The organism is Streptococcus sp. oral taxon 056 str. F0418 (assembly GCF_000220065.1).
Classification (GTDB): domain Bacteria; phylum Bacillota; class Bacilli; order Lactobacillales; family Streptococcaceae; genus Streptococcus.
On the sequence record NZ_AFQU01000001.1, the window covers coordinates 358,565 to 376,861 of the forward strand.

At 39.5% G+C, this 18,297-nt stretch carries 16 protein-coding genes; 4 read left to right on the forward strand and 12 right to left on the reverse strand.

The window, feature by feature from the left end; all coding sequences use genetic code 11:
- Window positions 1–6 precede the first annotated feature (6 nt).
- Window positions 7–1,119, reverse strand: a complete 1,113-nt coding sequence (gene rpoD, locus HMPREF9182_RS01835; RefSeq protein WP_009443739.1) for an RNA polymerase sigma factor RpoD — start codon at window positions 1,117–1,119, stop codon at window positions 7–9.
- Window positions 1,120–1,121: 2 nt separating this feature from the next.
- Window positions 1,122–2,903 carry a DNA primase gene (gene dnaG / locus HMPREF9182_RS01840; RefSeq protein WP_009754732.1) on the reverse strand — a complete coding sequence of 594 codons (1,782 nt, stop codon included), beginning with the start codon at window positions 2,901–2,903 and terminating at the stop codon, window positions 1,122–1,124.
- Window positions 2,904–3,084: 181 nt separating this feature from the next.
- On the opposite strand from dnaG, the gene mscL reads away from it, so the two are divergent.
- On the forward strand, window positions 3,085–3,465 hold the full coding sequence (gene mscL / locus HMPREF9182_RS01845) for a large conductance mechanosensitive channel protein MscL (protein ID WP_009443978.1): 381 nt from the start codon (window positions 3,085–3,087) through the stop codon (window positions 3,463–3,465).
- Between the two features lie 251 nt (window positions 3,466–3,716).
- On the opposite strand, the gene rpsU is transcribed toward mscL, so the two are convergent.
- The 6 genes from rpsU to HMPREF9182_RS01875 form a co-directional block, all read right to left on the reverse strand.
- Window positions 3,717–3,893, reverse strand: a complete 177-nt coding sequence (rpsU, locus tag HMPREF9182_RS01850; RefSeq protein ID WP_000048054.1) for a 30S ribosomal protein S21 — start codon at window positions 3,891–3,893, stop codon at window positions 3,717–3,719.
- A gap of 109 nt (window positions 3,894–4,002) precedes the next feature.
- The gene (locus HMPREF9182_RS01855) at window positions 4,003–4,704 is read right to left on the reverse strand and encodes a DUF4956 domain-containing protein (protein WP_009443932.1); all 702 of its coding nucleotides are present in this window, start codon (window positions 4,702–4,704) and stop codon (window positions 4,003–4,005) included.
- Window positions 4,705–4,714: 10 nt separating this feature from the next.
- Window positions 4,715–5,446 (reverse strand): polyphosphate polymerase domain-containing protein, encoded by a 732-nt coding sequence (locus tag HMPREF9182_RS01860; RefSeq protein WP_009443360.1) that lies wholly within the window; start codon window positions 5,444–5,446, stop codon window positions 4,715–4,717.
- A gap of 203 nt (window positions 5,447–5,649) precedes the next feature.
- A complete protein-coding gene (locus tag HMPREF9182_RS01865; RefSeq protein WP_009754362.1) occupies window positions 5,650–7,095 on the reverse strand; it encodes a M56 family metallopeptidase in 1,446 nt (481 codons plus the stop codon).
- Window positions 7,096–7,109: 14 nt separating this feature from the next.
- Complete coding sequence (locus HMPREF9182_RS01870; RefSeq protein ID WP_009443591.1) at window positions 7,110–7,487, reverse strand: BlaI/MecI/CopY family transcriptional regulator; 378 nt, start codon at window positions 7,485–7,487, stop codon at window positions 7,110–7,112.
- A 259-nt stretch (window positions 7,488–7,746) separates the two neighbouring features.
- On the reverse strand, window positions 7,747–8,103 hold the full coding sequence (locus HMPREF9182_RS01875; RefSeq protein ID WP_009754860.1) for a DUF1304 domain-containing protein: 357 nt from the start codon (window positions 8,101–8,103) through the stop codon (window positions 7,747–7,749).
- Window positions 8,104–8,292: 189 nt separating this feature from the next.
- Here HMPREF9182_RS01875 and HMPREF9182_RS01880 point away from each other — a divergent pair, with 189 nt between their 5' ends.
- The 3 genes from HMPREF9182_RS01880 (at window position 8,293) to HMPREF9182_RS01890 (ending at window position 12,596) form a co-directional block, all read left to right on the forward strand.
- Complete coding sequence (locus HMPREF9182_RS01880) at window positions 8,293–9,609, forward strand: FAD-containing oxidoreductase (protein ID WP_009443324.1); 1,317 nt, start codon at window positions 8,293–8,295, stop codon at window positions 9,607–9,609.
- A gap of 111 nt (window positions 9,610–9,720) precedes the next feature.
- Window positions 9,721–10,689 carry an NAD(P)/FAD-dependent oxidoreductase gene (locus tag HMPREF9182_RS01885; protein ID WP_009443593.1) on the forward strand — a complete coding sequence of 323 codons (969 nt, stop codon included), beginning with the start codon at window positions 9,721–9,723 and terminating at the stop codon, window positions 10,687–10,689.
- A 380-nt stretch (window positions 10,690–11,069) separates the two neighbouring features.
- Window positions 11,070–12,596 (forward strand): ATP-binding cassette domain-containing protein, encoded by a 1,527-nt coding sequence (locus tag HMPREF9182_RS01890; RefSeq protein ID WP_009754909.1) that lies wholly within the window; start codon window positions 11,070–11,072, stop codon window positions 12,594–12,596.
- Between the two features lie 280 nt (window positions 12,597–12,876).
- Here HMPREF9182_RS01890 and HMPREF9182_RS01895 read toward each other — a convergent pair whose 3' ends face one another.
- The 4 genes from HMPREF9182_RS01895 to HMPREF9182_RS01910 form a co-directional block, all read right to left on the reverse strand.
- A complete protein-coding gene (locus HMPREF9182_RS01895; protein ID WP_009443411.1) occupies window positions 12,877–13,605 on the reverse strand; it encodes a TraX family protein in 729 nt (242 codons plus the stop codon).
- 333 nt (window positions 13,606–13,938) lie between these two features.
- Window positions 13,939–14,574 (reverse strand): TetR/AcrR family transcriptional regulator, encoded by a 636-nt coding sequence (locus tag HMPREF9182_RS01900; RefSeq protein ID WP_009755063.1) that lies wholly within the window; start codon window positions 14,572–14,574, stop codon window positions 13,939–13,941.
- 218 nt (window positions 14,575–14,792) lie between these two features.
- Window positions 14,793–16,517: an ABC transporter ATP-binding protein gene (locus HMPREF9182_RS01905; protein ID WP_009443566.1), complete on the reverse strand. Its 1,725-nt coding sequence runs from the start codon at window positions 16,515–16,517 to the stop codon at window positions 14,793–14,795.
- Window positions 16,514–18,241 carry an ABC transporter ATP-binding protein gene (locus tag HMPREF9182_RS01910; RefSeq protein WP_037602547.1) on the reverse strand — a complete coding sequence of 576 codons (1,728 nt, stop codon included), beginning with the start codon at window positions 18,239–18,241 and terminating at the stop codon, window positions 16,514–16,516. Before HMPREF9182_RS01910 ends, HMPREF9182_RS01905 begins: the two co-directional genes overlap by 4 nt.
- Window positions 18,242–18,297 lie beyond the last annotated feature (56 nt).

Below are 18,297 nucleotides of genomic sequence, written 5' to 3' on the forward strand. Positions count from 1 at the left end.
GTCATTCTAATCTTCAATAAAATCTCGAAGAGGTTTACTACGGCTCGGATGACGCAGTTTGCGAAGTGCTTTAGCCTCAATTTGTCGAATCCGTTCACGAGTGACATTAAAGACCTTACCGACATCTTCCAGCGTCCGCATTTTTCCATCGTCCAGACCAAAGCGTAAACGAAGGACATTTTCTTCTCGGTCAGTTAAAGTATCTAAAACTTCGTCTAATTGCTCACGAAGAACAACACGAGTTGTGTAGTCCACTGGATTTTCAATTACTTCATCTTCAATAAAATCACCAAGATGGCTATCATCTTCTTCACCGATTGGTGTCTCTAATGAAACAGGCTCTTGTGCAATCTTTAGAATTTCACGAACCTTATCTGGTGTCATATCCATGCGTTCAGCAATTTGTTCTGGAGTTGGGTCTTGTCCCAATTCTTGTAAAAGATTCCGTTGTTCACGGACTAATTTATTAATTGTTTCAACCATGTGAACCGGGATACGAATCGTACGAGCTTGATCTGCAATCGCACGTGTAATAGCTTGACGGATCCACCAAGTTGCATAAGTCGAGAACTTAAAGCCCTTAGTATAGTCAAACTTATCGACGGCCTTCATGAGACCCATATTTCCCTCTTGAATCAAGTCAAGAAACTGCATACCACGTCCCACATAGCGCTTCGCAATCGAAACGACCAAACGAAGGTTGGCTTCAGCCAGTCGTTGCTTAGCTTCTGTATCTCCTTGTTCAACTAAGATGGCCAATTCTTGTTCCTCTTCATTTGTTAGAAGTGGTACAACACCTATCTCCTTTAGATACATACGGACTGGGTCATTTACTTTAGCTGAATTACTTCCTAGCAACTCCTCATCAGTTAGCTCAGCTTCCTCTTCTTCTGCATTTAACACTCGGGCGCTTGGATTGCCTTCCTTATCCGTGATCGAAATGCCGGCATCCTGAATACGTTGCAACAAATCTTCAATGCCATCAGCATCTAAGGTAAAAGGAATAATTAGGGCATCGTTGATTTCATCATCAACTGCTGTACCCGCTTGTTTGTGATTGCGGATAAATTCCGCAACTTGTACATCAAATGTTGTTACTTCTTTTTGTTTTGTAGCCATTCCTACTCCATTCTTCTTTTTTGAGCAATCAATCGTTCCAATTCTTCGATTGCTGTATCAACATCACCATTATGAGACGCTTCGCGAATTTTTTTACTAATTAATTGATTCTCCTTGCGGAGCAATTCTTTATTTCGAATAGACTCTACTTCTATCAATTCATTATATGCAACTTCTTCTGGTAAGTCCTCTTCCAGCATAAGATACCATGCATGTTGTACATGCTCAGGCAGTTCTGATAGATCTTGTGGAGTGACTTCACCATTTTCACAAAGAATCCGATACAAGACCTGTAATTCAGGTGTATCAAAATTAAAATCTTCTCTTAATCGATAGTCGTTCAAAATCATCGGATGGGTCATCATCCGGTTAAAAAGATGGTTCTCTGCTTTTACTAGACGAGATAATTGCTTTGAAACTGGCAAATTGATCTGTAAGGCAGATTGTTGATATAGCTGTTCATGCTGACTTTGTCGATTTGTCAAACGATGATTATTAACCGTTTGCTCTATCTGCGGATAGTCAAAATCTGGCAAAAGCTCTGCTAACATGTAAATATACGAGTTCTGAGCTGTAATAGATGATGTTTGCGCAATAATTGGCGCCATTTTTTCAACAAACTCAATCTGCGCTTGCAAATTTTCTAGATTTTCCGGTTTCAAATACCGAATTAGAAATTCTACATTACTTATTCTCGTTTTGGTTAATAAATACTGTAAATCTTCAACAGAGTTTCTCTGAATGTATTCATCAGGGTCCATATTATTAGGAATAGCAACAATTTCGACTGCTAATTCTTTCAGCACATCCAATGCCTTAACAGTCGCAGCTTGACCAGCCTTATCGCCATCATAGACCAAAACAACTTTTTTACAATATTTACTTAAGTGTTGAACATGTTCATAAGTTAGAGCAGTCCCCATCGAAGCAATAGCATTTTCAACTCCTGCACGATAAGCCGCAATAACATCCATAAAACCTTCCATCAAGTAAACTTCATGTGTCTTCTTGAGAGTAGGCCTTGCCTTATCTAAATGATATAGTTCGTAGCTTTTATTGAAAATAGGAGTACTGCGACTATTTTTATATTTAGCTTGTTGGTCATTGGAAGAATGATCTTCTTTCCAAATCCTTCCTGAAAAAGCTACCACCTGCCCCGTATCATTTGACAAAGGAAACATAATACGATTTTTAAAAGCATCATAAACTTGATTATTCTCTGATATGTTAAATAAACCAGAATTTACGATAGTCTCTTCATCGAATTTCTCTACCATGCTTTGGTAAAGAAAAGTCCCTTCGCTCGGAGCTAGACCTATTTGGAAGTGCTTAATGATGTCATCTGTTAGACCACGCTGATATAAATAGGACCGCGCTTCTTCCCCCATTTTTGTCGTCATCAAAACGGCGTGATAGAACTTAGCAGCTTCTGTGTGGATGTCAAACAGAGCTTGATGAGGATTCTCATGCTTCTGCTGCGTGAAATCTTGATGACCTAAAGCCAGTTGAATACCCGATCGCTCAGCAATGATTTGCACTGCATCCATGAAAGGAACACCACGATAATCCTCGATAAACTTAAAAACATCTCCCGACTTGCCACAACCAAAACAGTGATAAAACTGCTTTTCTTCAACGACATTAAAGGAAGGTGTCTTTTCTCCATGAAATGGACAGAGTCCAAGAAAATTACGCCCCGCTTTGGTTAAAGCGACGACTTCTCCTATGACTTCGACGATATTGACGCTGTTTTTAATCTCAGAAATGACTTCTTTGTCAATCACCCGACAATACCTCCAATCTATCATAGAATGCTAACATATATTTTATAACAAAATCAAAAAAAGTAAAATCACACCTATGAAAAGTGATCCTTTATTCCCACTTTTTTCTTATAGGCAAATACCTTGCCAAATTTTTTATTTTCATTATAATGTAATCTGACTTTAATTAAAGGAGATAGAAATGTTAAAAGAGTTAAAAAACTTTTTACTTCGCGGAAATGTTGTTGATTTAGCTGTTGCCGTTATTATCGGTGCTGCTTTTGGTGCAATTGTAACCTCATTAGTAAATGATATTATTACACCACTTATTTTAAATCCTGCTTTAAGCGCAGCTGGTGTTGATAAAATCGCAGAATTGACTTGGAATGGCGTTGCATATGGAAACTTCCTAAGTGCTGTTATCAACTTCCTTGTCATTGGTACTGTACTTTTCTTCATAGTCAAAGCAGCTGAAAAAGCTCAAAGCTTTGGTAAAAAACAAGAAGAAGCTGTTGAAGAAGCACCTGCTCCGACTGAACTTGAAGTTCTTCAAGAAATCAAAGCTTTACTTGAAAAAAAATAATAACCTAAAGAGGCTGGGACAAAAGTCCTAGCCTCTAAATTGTCTTTGGATTATCGAGCAAGACGCAGTGGTTGAGTGGGCTCTACTACGCTGATTTCATCAGCTTTTACAACCCTACTCAACTGTGCGGATGTGGGACGATGAAATCGAATTCTAACGAATTACCGATTTCTGTCCCACTCTCTTTTATTATCAACTACTGACCCTTTATCACGAACAAAAAACAGCCCTAAGGCTGCTTTTTATTTCAATTAGAATTTCTTGCGCTTACGAGCTGCTTCTGATTTACGTTTACGTTTTACAGAAGGCTTTTCATAGAATTCACGTTTGCGTGTTTCTTGAAGAGTACCAGCTTTAGTAACAGCGCGTTTGAAACGGCGAAGAGCGTCATCAAGAGATTCGTTCTTACGTACTACTGTTTTTGACATGTTTTTCACTCCCTTCAAGTTCAGAATCTAGTTAATGATATCATATTAGGGAATTCATGTCAAGTTTTTATTGAATACTATGTGTCTGTTCTTTTGAGATTCCAAAAAATTACTCTAAAATGCACTTTTTACAATGTTTTTTCTTTTTAGCAGCTTTGGAAATAGTCATCGACAAAACCTTATCATAGACGAGAAACTGCTGCATGAGCTTACTATCACTTATCTCCGGCAATAAATCAATAACGTATTCCAACTTAATCAATTGCTTTTCAGCTGCTTCAATTGATGTCATTTCAACACTTTTACAGTTAGCTGAAAAAATAGCTTCAAAGAGTAATTCATAATCAAAATTATCTGGAACTTTCATTTCCACATATCGTCTTGTCTGGCTAACAGAGGTAAAATTCATTTTTTCAAACATCAACCAAACAAAGGAAATCGATAGGGTAAAAACGACAGCTAAAGCAACAAATCCCATCCCTGTTGTAATTCCGATGGCTGTTGCCATAAAGACTGCCAGAAGCTCTTTTGATCCCCCTGCTGCAGATCGAAAACGAATCAAGCTGAAAGTTCCTGCTACGGCAACACTAGTACCTAAATTGCCATTTACTAGGAAAATGATAATTGAAATAATAGCAGGTAACAGTGACAAAGTAATCACAAATTCTTTCGTATAAATCGTTTGACGTTTATATACCTTGGCTAAAACAATCCCTAAAATCAAGCTGGTAACCATTGAAAAAATCAGAGCTAAGGGATTAATTTTCACTTCAGCCGAGGAATAAATACTATTAAATAACTGATTGAGCATTGAGATTTCCTTAAGACTTGACTGTGTGGCTTAATCTTTCTTTTGTCTGTAGGTATGCTTTTCCATACTTTGAGAAAGATTGATCTATGAGACCAAATTTATTGAGAATGTCAGCCATCCATTTAGGATATTGACCAGGGACCTTGATTTCCATAATGACTTTTCCATCTTCTAGCAAAGGCCAGCCATAGCGTCCAGAAGTCAACTCAACATCATAATCTCTATATCGAATATTTGAATCAACGGTCACACGCACCTTCTTATCCTCTAATCCCTTCATAGAATACCGATCATAGCTAATCACCATTTTTGGTTTTAAATCTAGATAGCGCTCTTGTAATGCTTCTACTTCTGCCTTCACTCGATCATCAGAAATAGTAGAATCCGCTAATCCATTTTCAATGAAATTTACAACAGAAACTGGATTTGAGACTAGGCGATACTTAAATCCTACTTCTTCAGACTTTTTCTTAATTTCTAAGAAAACTTGACAATCATCTGTAGCTTGCTCTGCATAAGTTCTCATACGTAACTTTTCACGCCCACCTTTGCGAGCAATCGAATCTTGAATCATCTGAAAATCATCGTTATCAAAATAGATGTTTGTTATAGTGGATCTTGCATAGTCATCAGCGATAAGATAAGACGCCATCTCAGCTTCTAACCGCTCTAATGTAGCTCGGTCTAAGATATACTTAGTCTCGATACGCTGAAAGTTTGTTTGAATCTTCTTTTGTTTCATGGGGATTCTCCTTTTTCTACAAATGTAGTTTATGAAATTAAAAGAAAGAGAGCGGCTGCTCAAATTTTAAAAATTTTATTTCTACATTTGTCGTTTATAGTTATATTCTACACTTGTAGTTTTTGTTTGTCAAGAGATTTTTCAAAAAATATAAAACTCTACCTATTTAGGTTCATATCAAACCTAAATAGATAGAGTTAATTTTAATCATCATCGTCATCCTTATCATCATCGTCGTCTTTATCGTCATCATCTCGAGAAGATGAAGTCTGACTCTTACTTGGTGATGGAATTGTTGTGGCATTTGAATTACTACCAGGTCTTGTCACAGCTGGCTGCTTCGTATCTGTTGAAGTATGATTTGAACTTGGGACTTCTTTCTCAACTGTCACAGTCTTTTCGACAACAGTATGTTGTTTAGATTTTAAAACTTTTCCATTCTTTGCATTGATTAGAACCTCATGGGCAGTTTGACCGTGAGAAAAATAGATTTGGTAATTGTCCTTATCTCGAACAATCTTTAAATCTTTAATATCTTTTTGGCCAAGACCTAAATCTTTCAAGGCGACAGCCAAAGCCTGATCTTGACTAAATTCTTTGGATACTTTTTTGCTGGTTACTTTCTGTGTTTGTTGAACATTAATTGCAGGAGTTTCAATCGCAAAGACCGAGCTAGTCAAAAGCAAGAGAACTGAGACGGCTACTACAAGAACTGTAGACAATAACTTCTTAGGTAGACGACTATCCATAATGCTGATAATCCGTCTCTTTAGATTAAATTTTTCAGAGTAAAAGCAGGTCGTCAGAGCAATCGGCGTCTTTTTACTGCGATCAATCATGGTTAAAATGGTTTCTCCATAAAAAGTCCGGTAGTGCATGTCCTGATCATTTAAGACATCATAATCACAATACATTTCTCCTACTTCTTGAGTTTCTCGACATGCTAGACGGACTATTGGATTAAACCAATGAAGGCTTTTAACAAGAATCGCCAAAAGATTAACCAAAACATCATAGTGTTTGTAGTGCGTCAGTTTATGCCTGAAAACCAGTTGTAGCTCTTCTTCGGTGTAGTCTGACTCTGGTAATACAATCAATATATCTCTGAAGCCAATCAGCATAGGACTTTGTGACATCGGATAGTGAAGCAGGCGAACCTTGTTTTTAATCCCCATCTCTTCTTGGATCTTTTGTAATTGAACCAGAGCATCTTTATCTTCAACAGGAGTCTCCCATCGTTTTAGCATCTTTCTAAAAAGAATATAGGAATAAGCATATCGAGCAATGCTAAAGATAAAGCCTAGCACCCATATAGCAACAAGAATCTCGAACCAAGGCAAGTTTAGGAAACTTTGCCACAGATCGGGCTGAATCGTTTTTTCAGTAACTTGAGAAGCAGCTTGTGCTGTCCCAGAAGGAACTTGTGTAGCCACTGTATTGATAGTCGATCCAGCATTCATCCGAATCAAACCTGAACCAAACTGAGGGCGGAATGGGAAGAGAAAACTCAGCAAAACCAAAAACCAAATGACATATTTTGCTCTGGCTGAAACTCTCGTCTTAAAAAACGTAAAAAATAAACTAAGTAAGATCACTAAAATCGAGGTAGTAACACTGGTTAACAAAAAAGATAAAAGGAATTGCTTCATGGTGATAACTCCACTTATTTATTCTGATCAAGTAAACTCCTCAACTCGTCTAATTCATTGTCAGACAAAGAATTGGATGAAAAGAGAGTTTTAACAAGGCCACCCATGGAATGACCACTATAACGCTTTAGAAAATCTGAAGTTTCTACTTCTAGGTATTCATCTTCTGAGATAATGGCCGTATACTGCCTTTCACGTCCCTTACGGACACTTTCTAAAAAGCCTTTTTCCGTTAAGCGAGCTAAGACTGTCAATAAGGTCTGTGGTTTCCAATGGTTATCTTCCCCTAGTTTTTTCATAATTTGGGCAGATGTTGTTGGGTTTGGCAATTGCCAAATTATTTTTAAAATAGTAAATTCTCCGTCAGGCAAACGTTTAATAGATGTTTTCATAGTCTTTCCGTCTTTCTATGTAATATTCTCACTTTTTATTCTACACTTGTCTAATTGAAAAGTCAATCCTTATTTAAAAAAGAGAGTGGGACAGAAATCGGTAATTCGTTAGAATTCGATTTCGTCGTCCCACCTCCGCATAGTTGAGTAGGGCTGTAAAAGCTGATGAAATCAGCGTAGTAGAGTCCACTCAACTACTGCGTCTTGCTCGACAATCCAAAGACGATTGAGAGGCTAGGACTTTTGTCCCAGCCTCTATTTAGAAAAATAAACTTAATAAGGTCAGTATAGCCAACCCTCCCTGCTTAAGCAAGATTTTCGGATCACTAGTCAATGCTCCATAGGCCGCTACTAAGATGATATAGGCCATAAAGATTCCCAGCCAAACCGGACTAGGCTGCACAAAGGTCGCAATCAAAACCAAGACAGCAATCAAACCATTATAGACTCCTTGATTTTTAAATAGTGTGTTAACTGATTCTTTCTCAAGCTCCTCCTGAGTCATGTTAAAGACTCGAGCTGTTGTTTTTGAAGCTGTTGCAAAGGTCTCCAAATACATGATATAAAAAAATTCTAGAGCAACTAGACTTGCCAAAAAACTAGTAAAAATAGACATCTTGTCCTCCTTCTTTAATCTGACTGAATTAGTATAACACAAACATTATCATAGTAGATAAAGCATGCTCAAAATTTATACATATCACTTTTAAATGTCAAATAAAGAGCATAAATAAAATAGGCGTAGCAGAAATCAGCAATTTCTGACTAGATGTGGTAAAATTTCTTTGAAAAATGGAGGTAAATTATGTTAACTTATGATTTGATTGTTATCGGCTTTGGTAAGGCTGGTAAAACTTTGGCAGCTAAAATGGCAACCCAAGGAAAAAAAGTTGCCTTGATTGAGCGAAGCAAGGCTATGTACGGGGGAACCTGTATCAATATCGCCTGCATCCCAACCAAAACTCTCTTAGTCGCAGCTGAAAAAGGTCTAGCTTTTGACCAAGTCATGGCTGAAAAAAATGCTGTAACTAGTCGTCTAAATAGTAAGAACTATGCAGGAGTTAGCGGGGCTGGTGTTGACATCATCGATGCAGAAGCTCATTTCCTTTCCAACAAAGTCATCGAGATTGTAGCTGGAGATGAGAAAGAGGAACTGACTGCTGAGACTATTGTCATCAATACCGGTGCTATTTCCAATGTCCTGCCAATTCCAGGACTGACTGACACTAAGAATGTTTACGATTCAACAGGCATCCAAAACCTGAAAGAACTTCCTAAACGCTTGGGAGTTCTGGGCGGCGGTAACATCGGCCTAGAATTTGCAGGACTTTACAACAAAATGGGCAGTCAAGTGACTGTACTGGATGCTGCCCCTGTCTTTCTCCCTCGAGTAGAGCCTTCTATCGCTGCTCTGGCTAAGCAATACATGGAAGAAGACGGAATCCAGCTCTTACAAAATGTTCGTACCACACAGGTTAAAAATGATGGCGACGAAGTTGTGGTTGTGACAGAATCTGGAGAATTTCGCTTTGACGCCCTGCTCTATGCAACTGGTCGCAAACCAAATGTTGAACCACTACACTTGGAAAATACTGACATTGAGCTGACAGAACGCGGAGCTATCAAGGTTGATAAGCATTTGGAAACATCTGTACCTGGTGTATTTGCAGCGGGCGATGTCAATGGTGGTCTGCAGTTCACTTACATCTCACTGGATGACTTCCGTATCCTTTATAGCTATCTGGCTGGCGACGGCAGCTACACACTAGAAGACCGTAAAAATGTCCCTACTAGCATGTTTATCACACCTCCTTTGGCTCAAATCGGATTGACTGAAAAGGAAGCCAAAGAGCAAGGACTGCCGATTGCAGTTAAGGAGATTCCAGTCGCAGCAATGCCTCGTGGACATGTCAATGCTGACTTACGCGGTGCTTTCAAAGCTGTTGTCAATACAGAGACTAAGGAAATCGTCGGAGCAACTATCTTCTCAGCTGGAGCTCAAGAAATTATTAATATCCTGACTGTAGCCATGGATAATAAGATTCCTTACACTTACTTTAGCAAGCAAATCTTCACCCACCCAACGCTGGCTGAAAACCTCAATGATTTATTTGCTATCTAATTTGAAGCCCCTAGTGGGGCTTTTAATATTACGTAAACAAATTCACTTACATTTCACCCGCTTTTTATGGTACAATAATGCTAGTTTATTTTAAAAAGATTGAGGAAAATTATGTCTGAACTGTATGATATTACGATTGTCGGCGGCGGTCCGGTTGGTCTCTTCGCTGCATTTTACGCTCATTTGCGCCAAGCCAAGGTTAAAATCATTGATTCTCTGCCACAGCTAGGTGGTCAGCCAGCCATTCTCTATCCAGAGAAGAAAATTTTAGATGTCCCTGGCTTTACCAATCTAAGTGGCGAAGAGCTGACACAGCGTCTGATGGAGCAACTGGAAACTTTCCAGACTGAGATTTGCCTCAATGAAACAGTGCTAGATATCGTCAAAGGTGAAGAAGGATTCACTATTACGACTTCTAAAGCGAAGCATCAGACCAAAACCATTATCATCGCCATGGGAGGTGGTGCCTTCAAACCGAGAGCTTTGGAATTAGACGATGCTGAAAGCTACAGCAACCTTCACTATCACGTTTCAAACATCAACCAGTACGCTGGCAAAAAGGTGGTTGTTCTGGGCGGTGGCGACTCAGCTGTTGACTGGGCGCTAGCTTTTGAAAAAATCGCAGAAACCAGCCTGGTTCACCGTCGGGATAACTTCCGAGCTTTGGAGCATAGTGTGGAAGAACTCAAGGCTTCTAGTGTTGACATAAAGACACCATTTGTACCTAGCCGACTAATCGGTGAAAATGGCAAGATAACCCACCTTGAAATCAGCCAAATCAAGGGAGAGGAAAGTCAGCTGCTGCCTCTGGATCATCTATTTGTCAACTACGGTTTTAAATCCTCTGTCGGCAATCTCAAAGATTGGGGCTTGGAGCTCAACCGTCACAAAATCTTGGTCAATAGCAAGCAAGAAACCTCTGTGCCAGGTATCTATGCAGCTGGAGATTGCTGTAGTTACGAAGGTAAGATCGACTTAATTGCGACTGGACTTGGGGAAGCTCCTACTGCTGTCAACAATGCCATTAACCATATCTATCCTGAGCAAAAAGTCCAACCTAAACATTCTACAAGCTTATAATAAAAAATATTCAGGGTTGAGGCAAAGCGCTCTCAACCTTGATTTACTCTTGACTTTCTCATCTTCATTTGCTAAACTGGAGGCAAGAATATTTCGGAGGTACACGGAGACATGAAAAATTAAGTCTATTTTTTAAAGGAAACTTTATTTAGTAGATTTTGTCATGTTTCTGCATATCCGCAGGATGTTCGTTTTCGATGCTTTCTAACTTCTATTTGCTTATCTTTAGATTAATCCTGTCGCTCCTATGACAGTGTAAGCTGGAAGCCTATGAACGATTAATCCTACTTGAACACTCCTATGTCTGATTTGTGCAATTTCAACAGCTCTGCTAAATAAAGCAGGGCTGTATTTTGTGTTATCAAACAAAGGAGACATCTATGCTTCAAATAAGAAATCTAACAATCACCCACCTAAAAGACCTGAAAGAGTTAGTCAAAGATTTGTCACTGACAGTTAATCAAGGAGACAAGGTCGCTATTATTGGTGAAGAGGGCAATGGCAAGTCCACCCTGCTCAAGCTCCTGCTAGACGAGCGACTTGTCAGCTCCTATGTCAGCTACAGTGGACAGATTGATAAGTTCCATACTGCTGCTGTCTACTTACCCCAGCAGCTGCCTTCAGAGGATGCCCAACTAACCCTCAATGACTATTTCTTTGCTGATTTTGAGACCGAACTGGACTATGCCAAGCTCTACCGCTATGCTGGAGAGCTCAACTTTGACAGCCAACGTTTTGCCAGTCAGCAGCAGCTCTCTAGCCTATCTGGAGGAGAAAAGCTTAAAGTTCAGCTCATCAAGAAACTAGCCAGCGACTGGGACATGCTCTTTCTTGATGAGCCCTCCAATGACCTCGATCTTGAAACTCTGACTTGGCTGGAAAACTTTATCAGCCACAGCCAGAGAACGGTCCTTTTCGTCTCTCACGACGAGCACTTTCTCGCTCAAGCCGCTACTAAGATTGTTCATCTGGAGCGAATCAAAAAGAAGCAGGAAGCTAGAACCAATGTTAAGAGTCTGGACTATGAAAATTACCGCCAGCAGCGTCAGGAGACCTTTGAAAAACAGGGGCAACTAGCACGGAAAGAGCGGGAAGAACACGCCAAGACCATGGAGAAACACCGACGCGTTAAGCAGAGTGTAGAGCATACTTTACGAAACACCCATGACGCTACTGCAGGTCGATTGGTAGCGAAGAAGATGAAAAACGTCCTCTCACAGGGCAAACGATTTGAAAAGGCAGGTGCTGAAATGACCGAAATCCCGACACAGGAAGATGTCATCAGCCTTCACTTCTCAGACATAGAAGCTCTGCCATTGACCAAAAGAATCCTGAAATTAGAAGGAATGAAACTGGAAACAAACGAACGACAACTGGCGAAGAACCTGACTCTGGAAGTCTGCGGCCAGGAAAAAATCGGGCTGATTGGTGCTAATGGTGTAGGCAAGTCTACTCTGCTTAAGGAAATATGGAAAATCCTGCGTGAGCGGACAGACATGCTAGTAGGCTACATGCCCCAGCATTATGGTGACTTGCTGACTGATGAGAGCAGTCCTTTAGACTTTCTGGCTCCCTCTGGTGACAAGGCTCAGGAAGAGAAAATCCTGACGCATCTAGCTAGTCTCCAGTTCACTCGCGACGAGGCCCGCCACCCGATTGAGCAGCTTTCTGGTGGCCAAAAAGCCAAGCTCCTCCTGCTCAAACTAGTCTTAGACCGCCCCAATGTCCTCCTTCTGGACGAGCCAACCCGCAACTTCTCTCCCACTTCTCAGCCTCAGGTTCGCCAACTTTTAGCGACCTATCCTGGCGCCATTATCGCTGTCTCCCACGACCGAATCTTTCTCAAAGAAGTCTGCCAGAAGATTTATCGACTTACGGAGGAGGGATTGGAAGAAGTTGAACTATAAGCAAAAGAGGCTGGGACAAAAGTCCGACCTCAAATATAAAAAGCAAACAAAACTAGTTTTCTGGTAATCAGAATTCTGCTTTGTTCGCTTTTCGCATTTAATTATAGATTAGAAGGGCTTAATAATTAAGATTTTTAAAAATTGAAATTTTTTTGTCTCAAACTCTTTTTTGTAGCAAAGAGGCTATTGTCCCAGACTCTTTTACTCTATTATTGAGACTTACCAAAAGAAAAATTAACTTAACAGGTATTTCTACTGCAACTTTTAACACATTCATTAACTACATTAGAAATAAGAGAAAGGCAATTCGAAACAGAGACAGGGCGAGCAAATGAAGGGGGTAAAACCAGTAAAATACTTTTCCAATATTGGCCCCTTTTTGACCGTTGTAGAAAGAGGTCACAAGGAGAAACAGAAGACAGGCGGCAGCCAGATCAGCCAGACCATCATAGGAGAAATTGAAGGCCAAAATTAGGATTTGCACACTGTTCAGTACCAAGACACCGCCAATTTTTCGGAAGATTGGGTCTTTAATCTTTGCAAAGGCATAGATACCAAAAACTCCTCCCGTCAGTCCGCCGTCAGCGATAATGGACAGAGTAAAACAGAGTAGAATAATTAGAACTTTTCTCCAGGTTGCTGTTTGCTGATCACTGTAATAAAGAGCACAGAGCCCCAAAAAGAGAGTAACAACCGTATTTTGCATGATAAAGCCAAGACCAGTAACCCAGCCCATCAGAGAGAAAGGGATGATACTGATAAGAGCCAGCAGCCCCAATCGTCTCATATACTTGCTCACATCATGACTGTGCCGATATCCTTCCGCGATACAAAAGGCAAAGACTGGAAAAGCCAGGCGGCCTATTATGTGCATACTATTGGCCGGCCAGTTAGGAGAGAGAATATTCATATTGGTAGCCAGTGGAAAAGATACCCAGGCGATATGGTCAATCAGCATGGCAAGCATAGCAAGCAGTTTCAAACTGCTATTGTCAATTATTTTTTTCATAGGATCCTCCTTTTTCCTTTCCTATGATACAAGAAAGAGGTTCTTTTTTCCATTTCTTTAGCTTACATTTCTCTCATTTTTCTTACAATTTTGTAAGTTAGAATTTCACCTTTTTACCTCATCGATGAATACTTCTGATTTTTTCTTGACAAATAAGACTGAACGAGGCTGGGACAAAAAGATTTTGATTTTAGGAATTCTTTATTATAAATTTTTAAAATCGATAGATTAGACAAAAAAGTGAACAAGACAGACTTCTGAGTGTCAGATAACTCCGTTTTGTTCGCTTTTTATATTTAAGGTTAGACTTTTGTCCCAGACTCTTTTATCGTTTTAACTATAAAGTAAGTTTTCTAAGATTAGAGCTATGCAATCTAACGAGGTCTTCCTTAAAACAGTTATCTCTTCGTCTGAATGCGAGGAATACAAAATTTCATCTACAATAGAGGTGATAAAATTAAATAGGATATTAGAAATAGATTTTAGATTTGTTATTTCTTTATTACCTACATAATGTTTCAAACATTGATAAGTGAGTTCTTTCATTTTATCATTGTGCTGATCCTGTATTTCCTTAACCTCAGGAATGGAATAAGAAAGCATCTCAATTTGCGCGTGAAACTCTTTATCTTCTAAACTAATTAAATTATCAATTAATTTTTCAATCCAGCCTTTGTAATCACTACTGAATAGCTCCAAATTTTCACTAGTATTCAGTTGGTTAAAGATTACAATAAACGATTCATTGTAGTCTTTTAATATTAAAGATAAAATCTCTTCTTTATTTGAAAAATAAGAATATAGTGTCCCTATTGAAATCCCCGCTTCTTTTGCAATTTCATTTGTGGTAACATTAAAATAATTCTTTTTTGCAAATAATTCTTTCGAAACAGCTAAAATCGTGTTTAATTTATCTAAACTTCTTTTTTGAACAGGTTTTCGAACTAGTTTCTTCGACAATACTTTCATCCCTTCTAAGCAATCTTTCTCTTATGATATCACACTTCCAGTAAAAATTCTTTTAAATGCCATGAATAGCAATAATATGCTATTTTATTTTTTAAAAAATGAGTAAATGCTCATTTTTTTCTTGACAGAAAAATAAAAAGGAGTACAATCATAACCACCCGTCTAACGGGTGGTTATGATTTTAGCATCAATCTATGAACTTTAATTAAGCTCCTCTTCTACTCCTGCGCCATCTGCATTTGGTAATAAACACCTCTGGCTGCCATGAGCTCTTGGTGATTCCCATGTTCGACGATATCACCATCTACCATAACGAGGATGATGTCCGCATTTTGAATAGTAGACAGGCGATGAGCGATGATAAAGCTCGTCCGTCCCACCATGAGCTTGCTGAAAGCCTCCTGAATCAAGACTTCTGTCCGGGTATCAATGGAAGAAGTCGCCTCATCCAAGATTAGGATTTTAGGAACAGCCAGGAAGACACGGGCAATGGTCAAGAGCTGCCGCTGACCTTGAGACAGGGAGTCCCCAGCATCCGCCAAGTAGGTATCATAACCCTGAGGCAGCTGCTGGATGAAGAAATGCGCATTGGCTGCCTTAGCAGCTGCAATGACCTCTTCACGGCTGGCGTCTGGCCGGCCAAAAGCTATGTTGTCATGAATGGTTGCTGTCTTGAGCCAGGTCTCCTGCAGCACCATACCGAACTGCTGACGATAAGAAGCTCTGGTGTAATGTGTGATAGGAACATCGTCTAACGAAATCAGACCATTATCAACATTGTAAAAGCGCATGAGAAGATTGATCAGGGTAGACTTACCAGCGCCAGTCGGACCGACAATGGCGACCTTACTAGCCGCTGGAATCTTTATATTCAAATCCTGAATCAGCTCTTTTCCAGGCTCATAACCAAAAGCCACATGCTCAAAGCTAATCTGTCCTTTGACATCTTCAGACCGAAGAATTTCATGACCAGACTCTGCTATTTCCTCTTGGTCTAGAACGCTGTAAATCCGCTCTGCACAAGCTAAAGCGCTCTGCAATTCTGACAAGACTGACGAAATGTCATTGAAAGGCTTGGTGTACTGGTTGACATAATTTAAAAATGTGGTCAATTCACCAACGGTAAAGCGTGAACCATGCATGATACGAATTGCTCCTACCCCCACTATCAGGGCATATATGAGAGCATTAATAAAACGTGTTGAAGGATTGACCGTTGAGGAATAAAAAATAGCATCCTGTGAAACATCCGCATAAGCTTCATTACTCTGTTTAAAATCAGCCATAAATTGCTCTTGAGCGTTAAAAGATTGAATCAACAATTCCTGTCTCAAACTCTCCTCAATTAACTGACTTTGATACCCGCGAGCCTTTGTTTGCTTCCTAAATAAAAGATAGCTTTTTTTCGCAATAAAACGAGCAACAAAAAGGGAAAGTGGAGTCAGTAACAAGACTAAAAACATCATAAACCAGTCTAGTCTTGCCATACTAACGATGGTAAGCAAAATAGTTAGAAAGCCAACAAAAAATTGATTGAAAATCATGAGCAATCCATTGCCAAGCTGCTCTAAATCAGTTGTTACTCGACTAACCAAATCACCATTTCCCAGCTTATCTAAAAAAGAAAGTGGCAATAGATGAATCTTGACCATCACTTTTTCACGAAGTTCTTGGCAATAGCTGTATACTAAATGATTATATACGAGCGGATTAAACCACTGGATAATGGTATTCATCAGAATAACAAACAACATCCGCCATAGAATAGGAAGTAGCTGATTCTCAGCTTGTGGCAAAAGCACACTATCCACTGCTCTACCAATCAAGATAGGTAGATAAATCGTTAGCAAGACCTGTAAAATGGTGCCTAAACTAGCCAAAATGAGGAGAAATGGTTGTGCTGTCAAATCGCTCATCAAGCGTTTTAAATGGATTTGCCTCATACTTCCTCCTCTCTGTGTTGTGAATAATGAATTTGGCGATAAAGTTCGCTAACTTCTAACAAGTGCTCATGTTTTCCCAAAGCAACCTGCTCGCCCTTGTCCAAAACTAAAATCTGATCGGCCGATCGTAAGCTATTCGTTCGCTGCGAAACTAAAACTAAACTAGTCTCTATCAACTCCTCATGAATTGCTTTTAAAAGTTTTGATTCTGTCAAATAATCCAAAGCTGATGTTGCATCATCCAAAATCAAGAAAGGGGCCCGCCTCAAAACAGCTCTTGCTATTGTCAATCTCTGGCGCTGACCTCCAGAGAAATTACGACCAAAAGCTTCTACAGGTGCATCCAAACCACCGGCTTTCTCAGAAACGAAATTTCTTGCTTGAGCAATTCCCAAAGCCTTCCAAAGCTCTGCATCCGTCGGAACTTTTGGTAGCCCCAAGGTTAGATTAGAGCGGATAGTTCCTTGAAAAAGCTCCGCCTTCTGAGGGACCACACTGACCCAGGAGCGCCATTCTTTTAGATTTTTAGGACTTTTTCCATTTAGAAAAATAGCTAGCTTCCCATCAGACACTGGATAAATGTGCCCTAGTAGCTGAACCAAGGTCGATTTCCCAGCTCCTGTCCCGCCAATGACTCCCAAGGTCTGACCACTTTTTAACTCGAAATTGATCCCTTTCAAAGATGTGCTAGAGGCTTCTGGATAAGTGAAACTCATTTGTTGTACTTGAATGGCTTGATCAGATTGTGCTTCTTGCTGAGCCAAACTTTTGGAAATATCTTCATCATCCTCTTCAAAAACCTCTTGAATCCTCTTAGCACTGATAAAACTTTGATTAAGAGAAGTAATCAGCATAGCCAATTTGAGCAATTCTATCAAAATTTGCAATAAATAATTGATCAAAGCTACAAGAGATCCTTGGGATAGAATCCCCTCTTGAATCTTCTGATTGCCAGTCCAAATAACTGCAAGCAAAGTGACATTGACCACTAAAAATGTCGAAGGCCCCATCAAACTCGCCCATACACCTGTTTTTATCTGCCAAGATTTGTAAAGATCATTCAATCTATTAAAATCTTGAATTTCCTTTTCATCTTGACCAAATGCTCGGATTACACGCATCCCCTGTAGTTGTTGGCGAGTTGTATTCACAATCGTATCTGTCATGTTCCGCATGGTTGCATAAAGAGGATTGACCAAACGTGATAATATAAAAATTAGAAAACTCAATACCAAAACCATCATTACAAACCAGATTGTAATGCTTGGATGAATGCTAAACGCCATTATGATAGCACCGAAAACAATGATTGGGGCTCGTAAAAAAAGACGCAAAAATTGATTGATTCCCATCTGAATCTGATAAGTATCGCTCGTCAACCGAGTGACCAAACTCGATACTCCTAGCCGATCTCGACTAGACTTTGGTAATTTCAATATCTTTTCATACAGCTCTTTGCTGAGTTGCCTTGTGAACCCTACCGCTGCTTTAGAAGAGAAGTATTGAGCTGTAACAGCTACTACCACTCCCAGAATAGCAAAAATCACTAAATATAATAGCATTTGCCACAAATGGCGACTATCCTTCTGAGGAATGGTTTGATCGACAATTCCGGCAATAAGCAATGGAACCAAAAGCTCAAAACATGCTTCTAAAAGCTTAAACAAAGGTCCCAGTAATGACTCCTTTATATATCCCTTGAAATATTTTAGTAAATTTCTCATCATACTCTTTCCTGTTAAAAACTGTTTCTATTTTACCATAATTTTCAAAGGAGCAA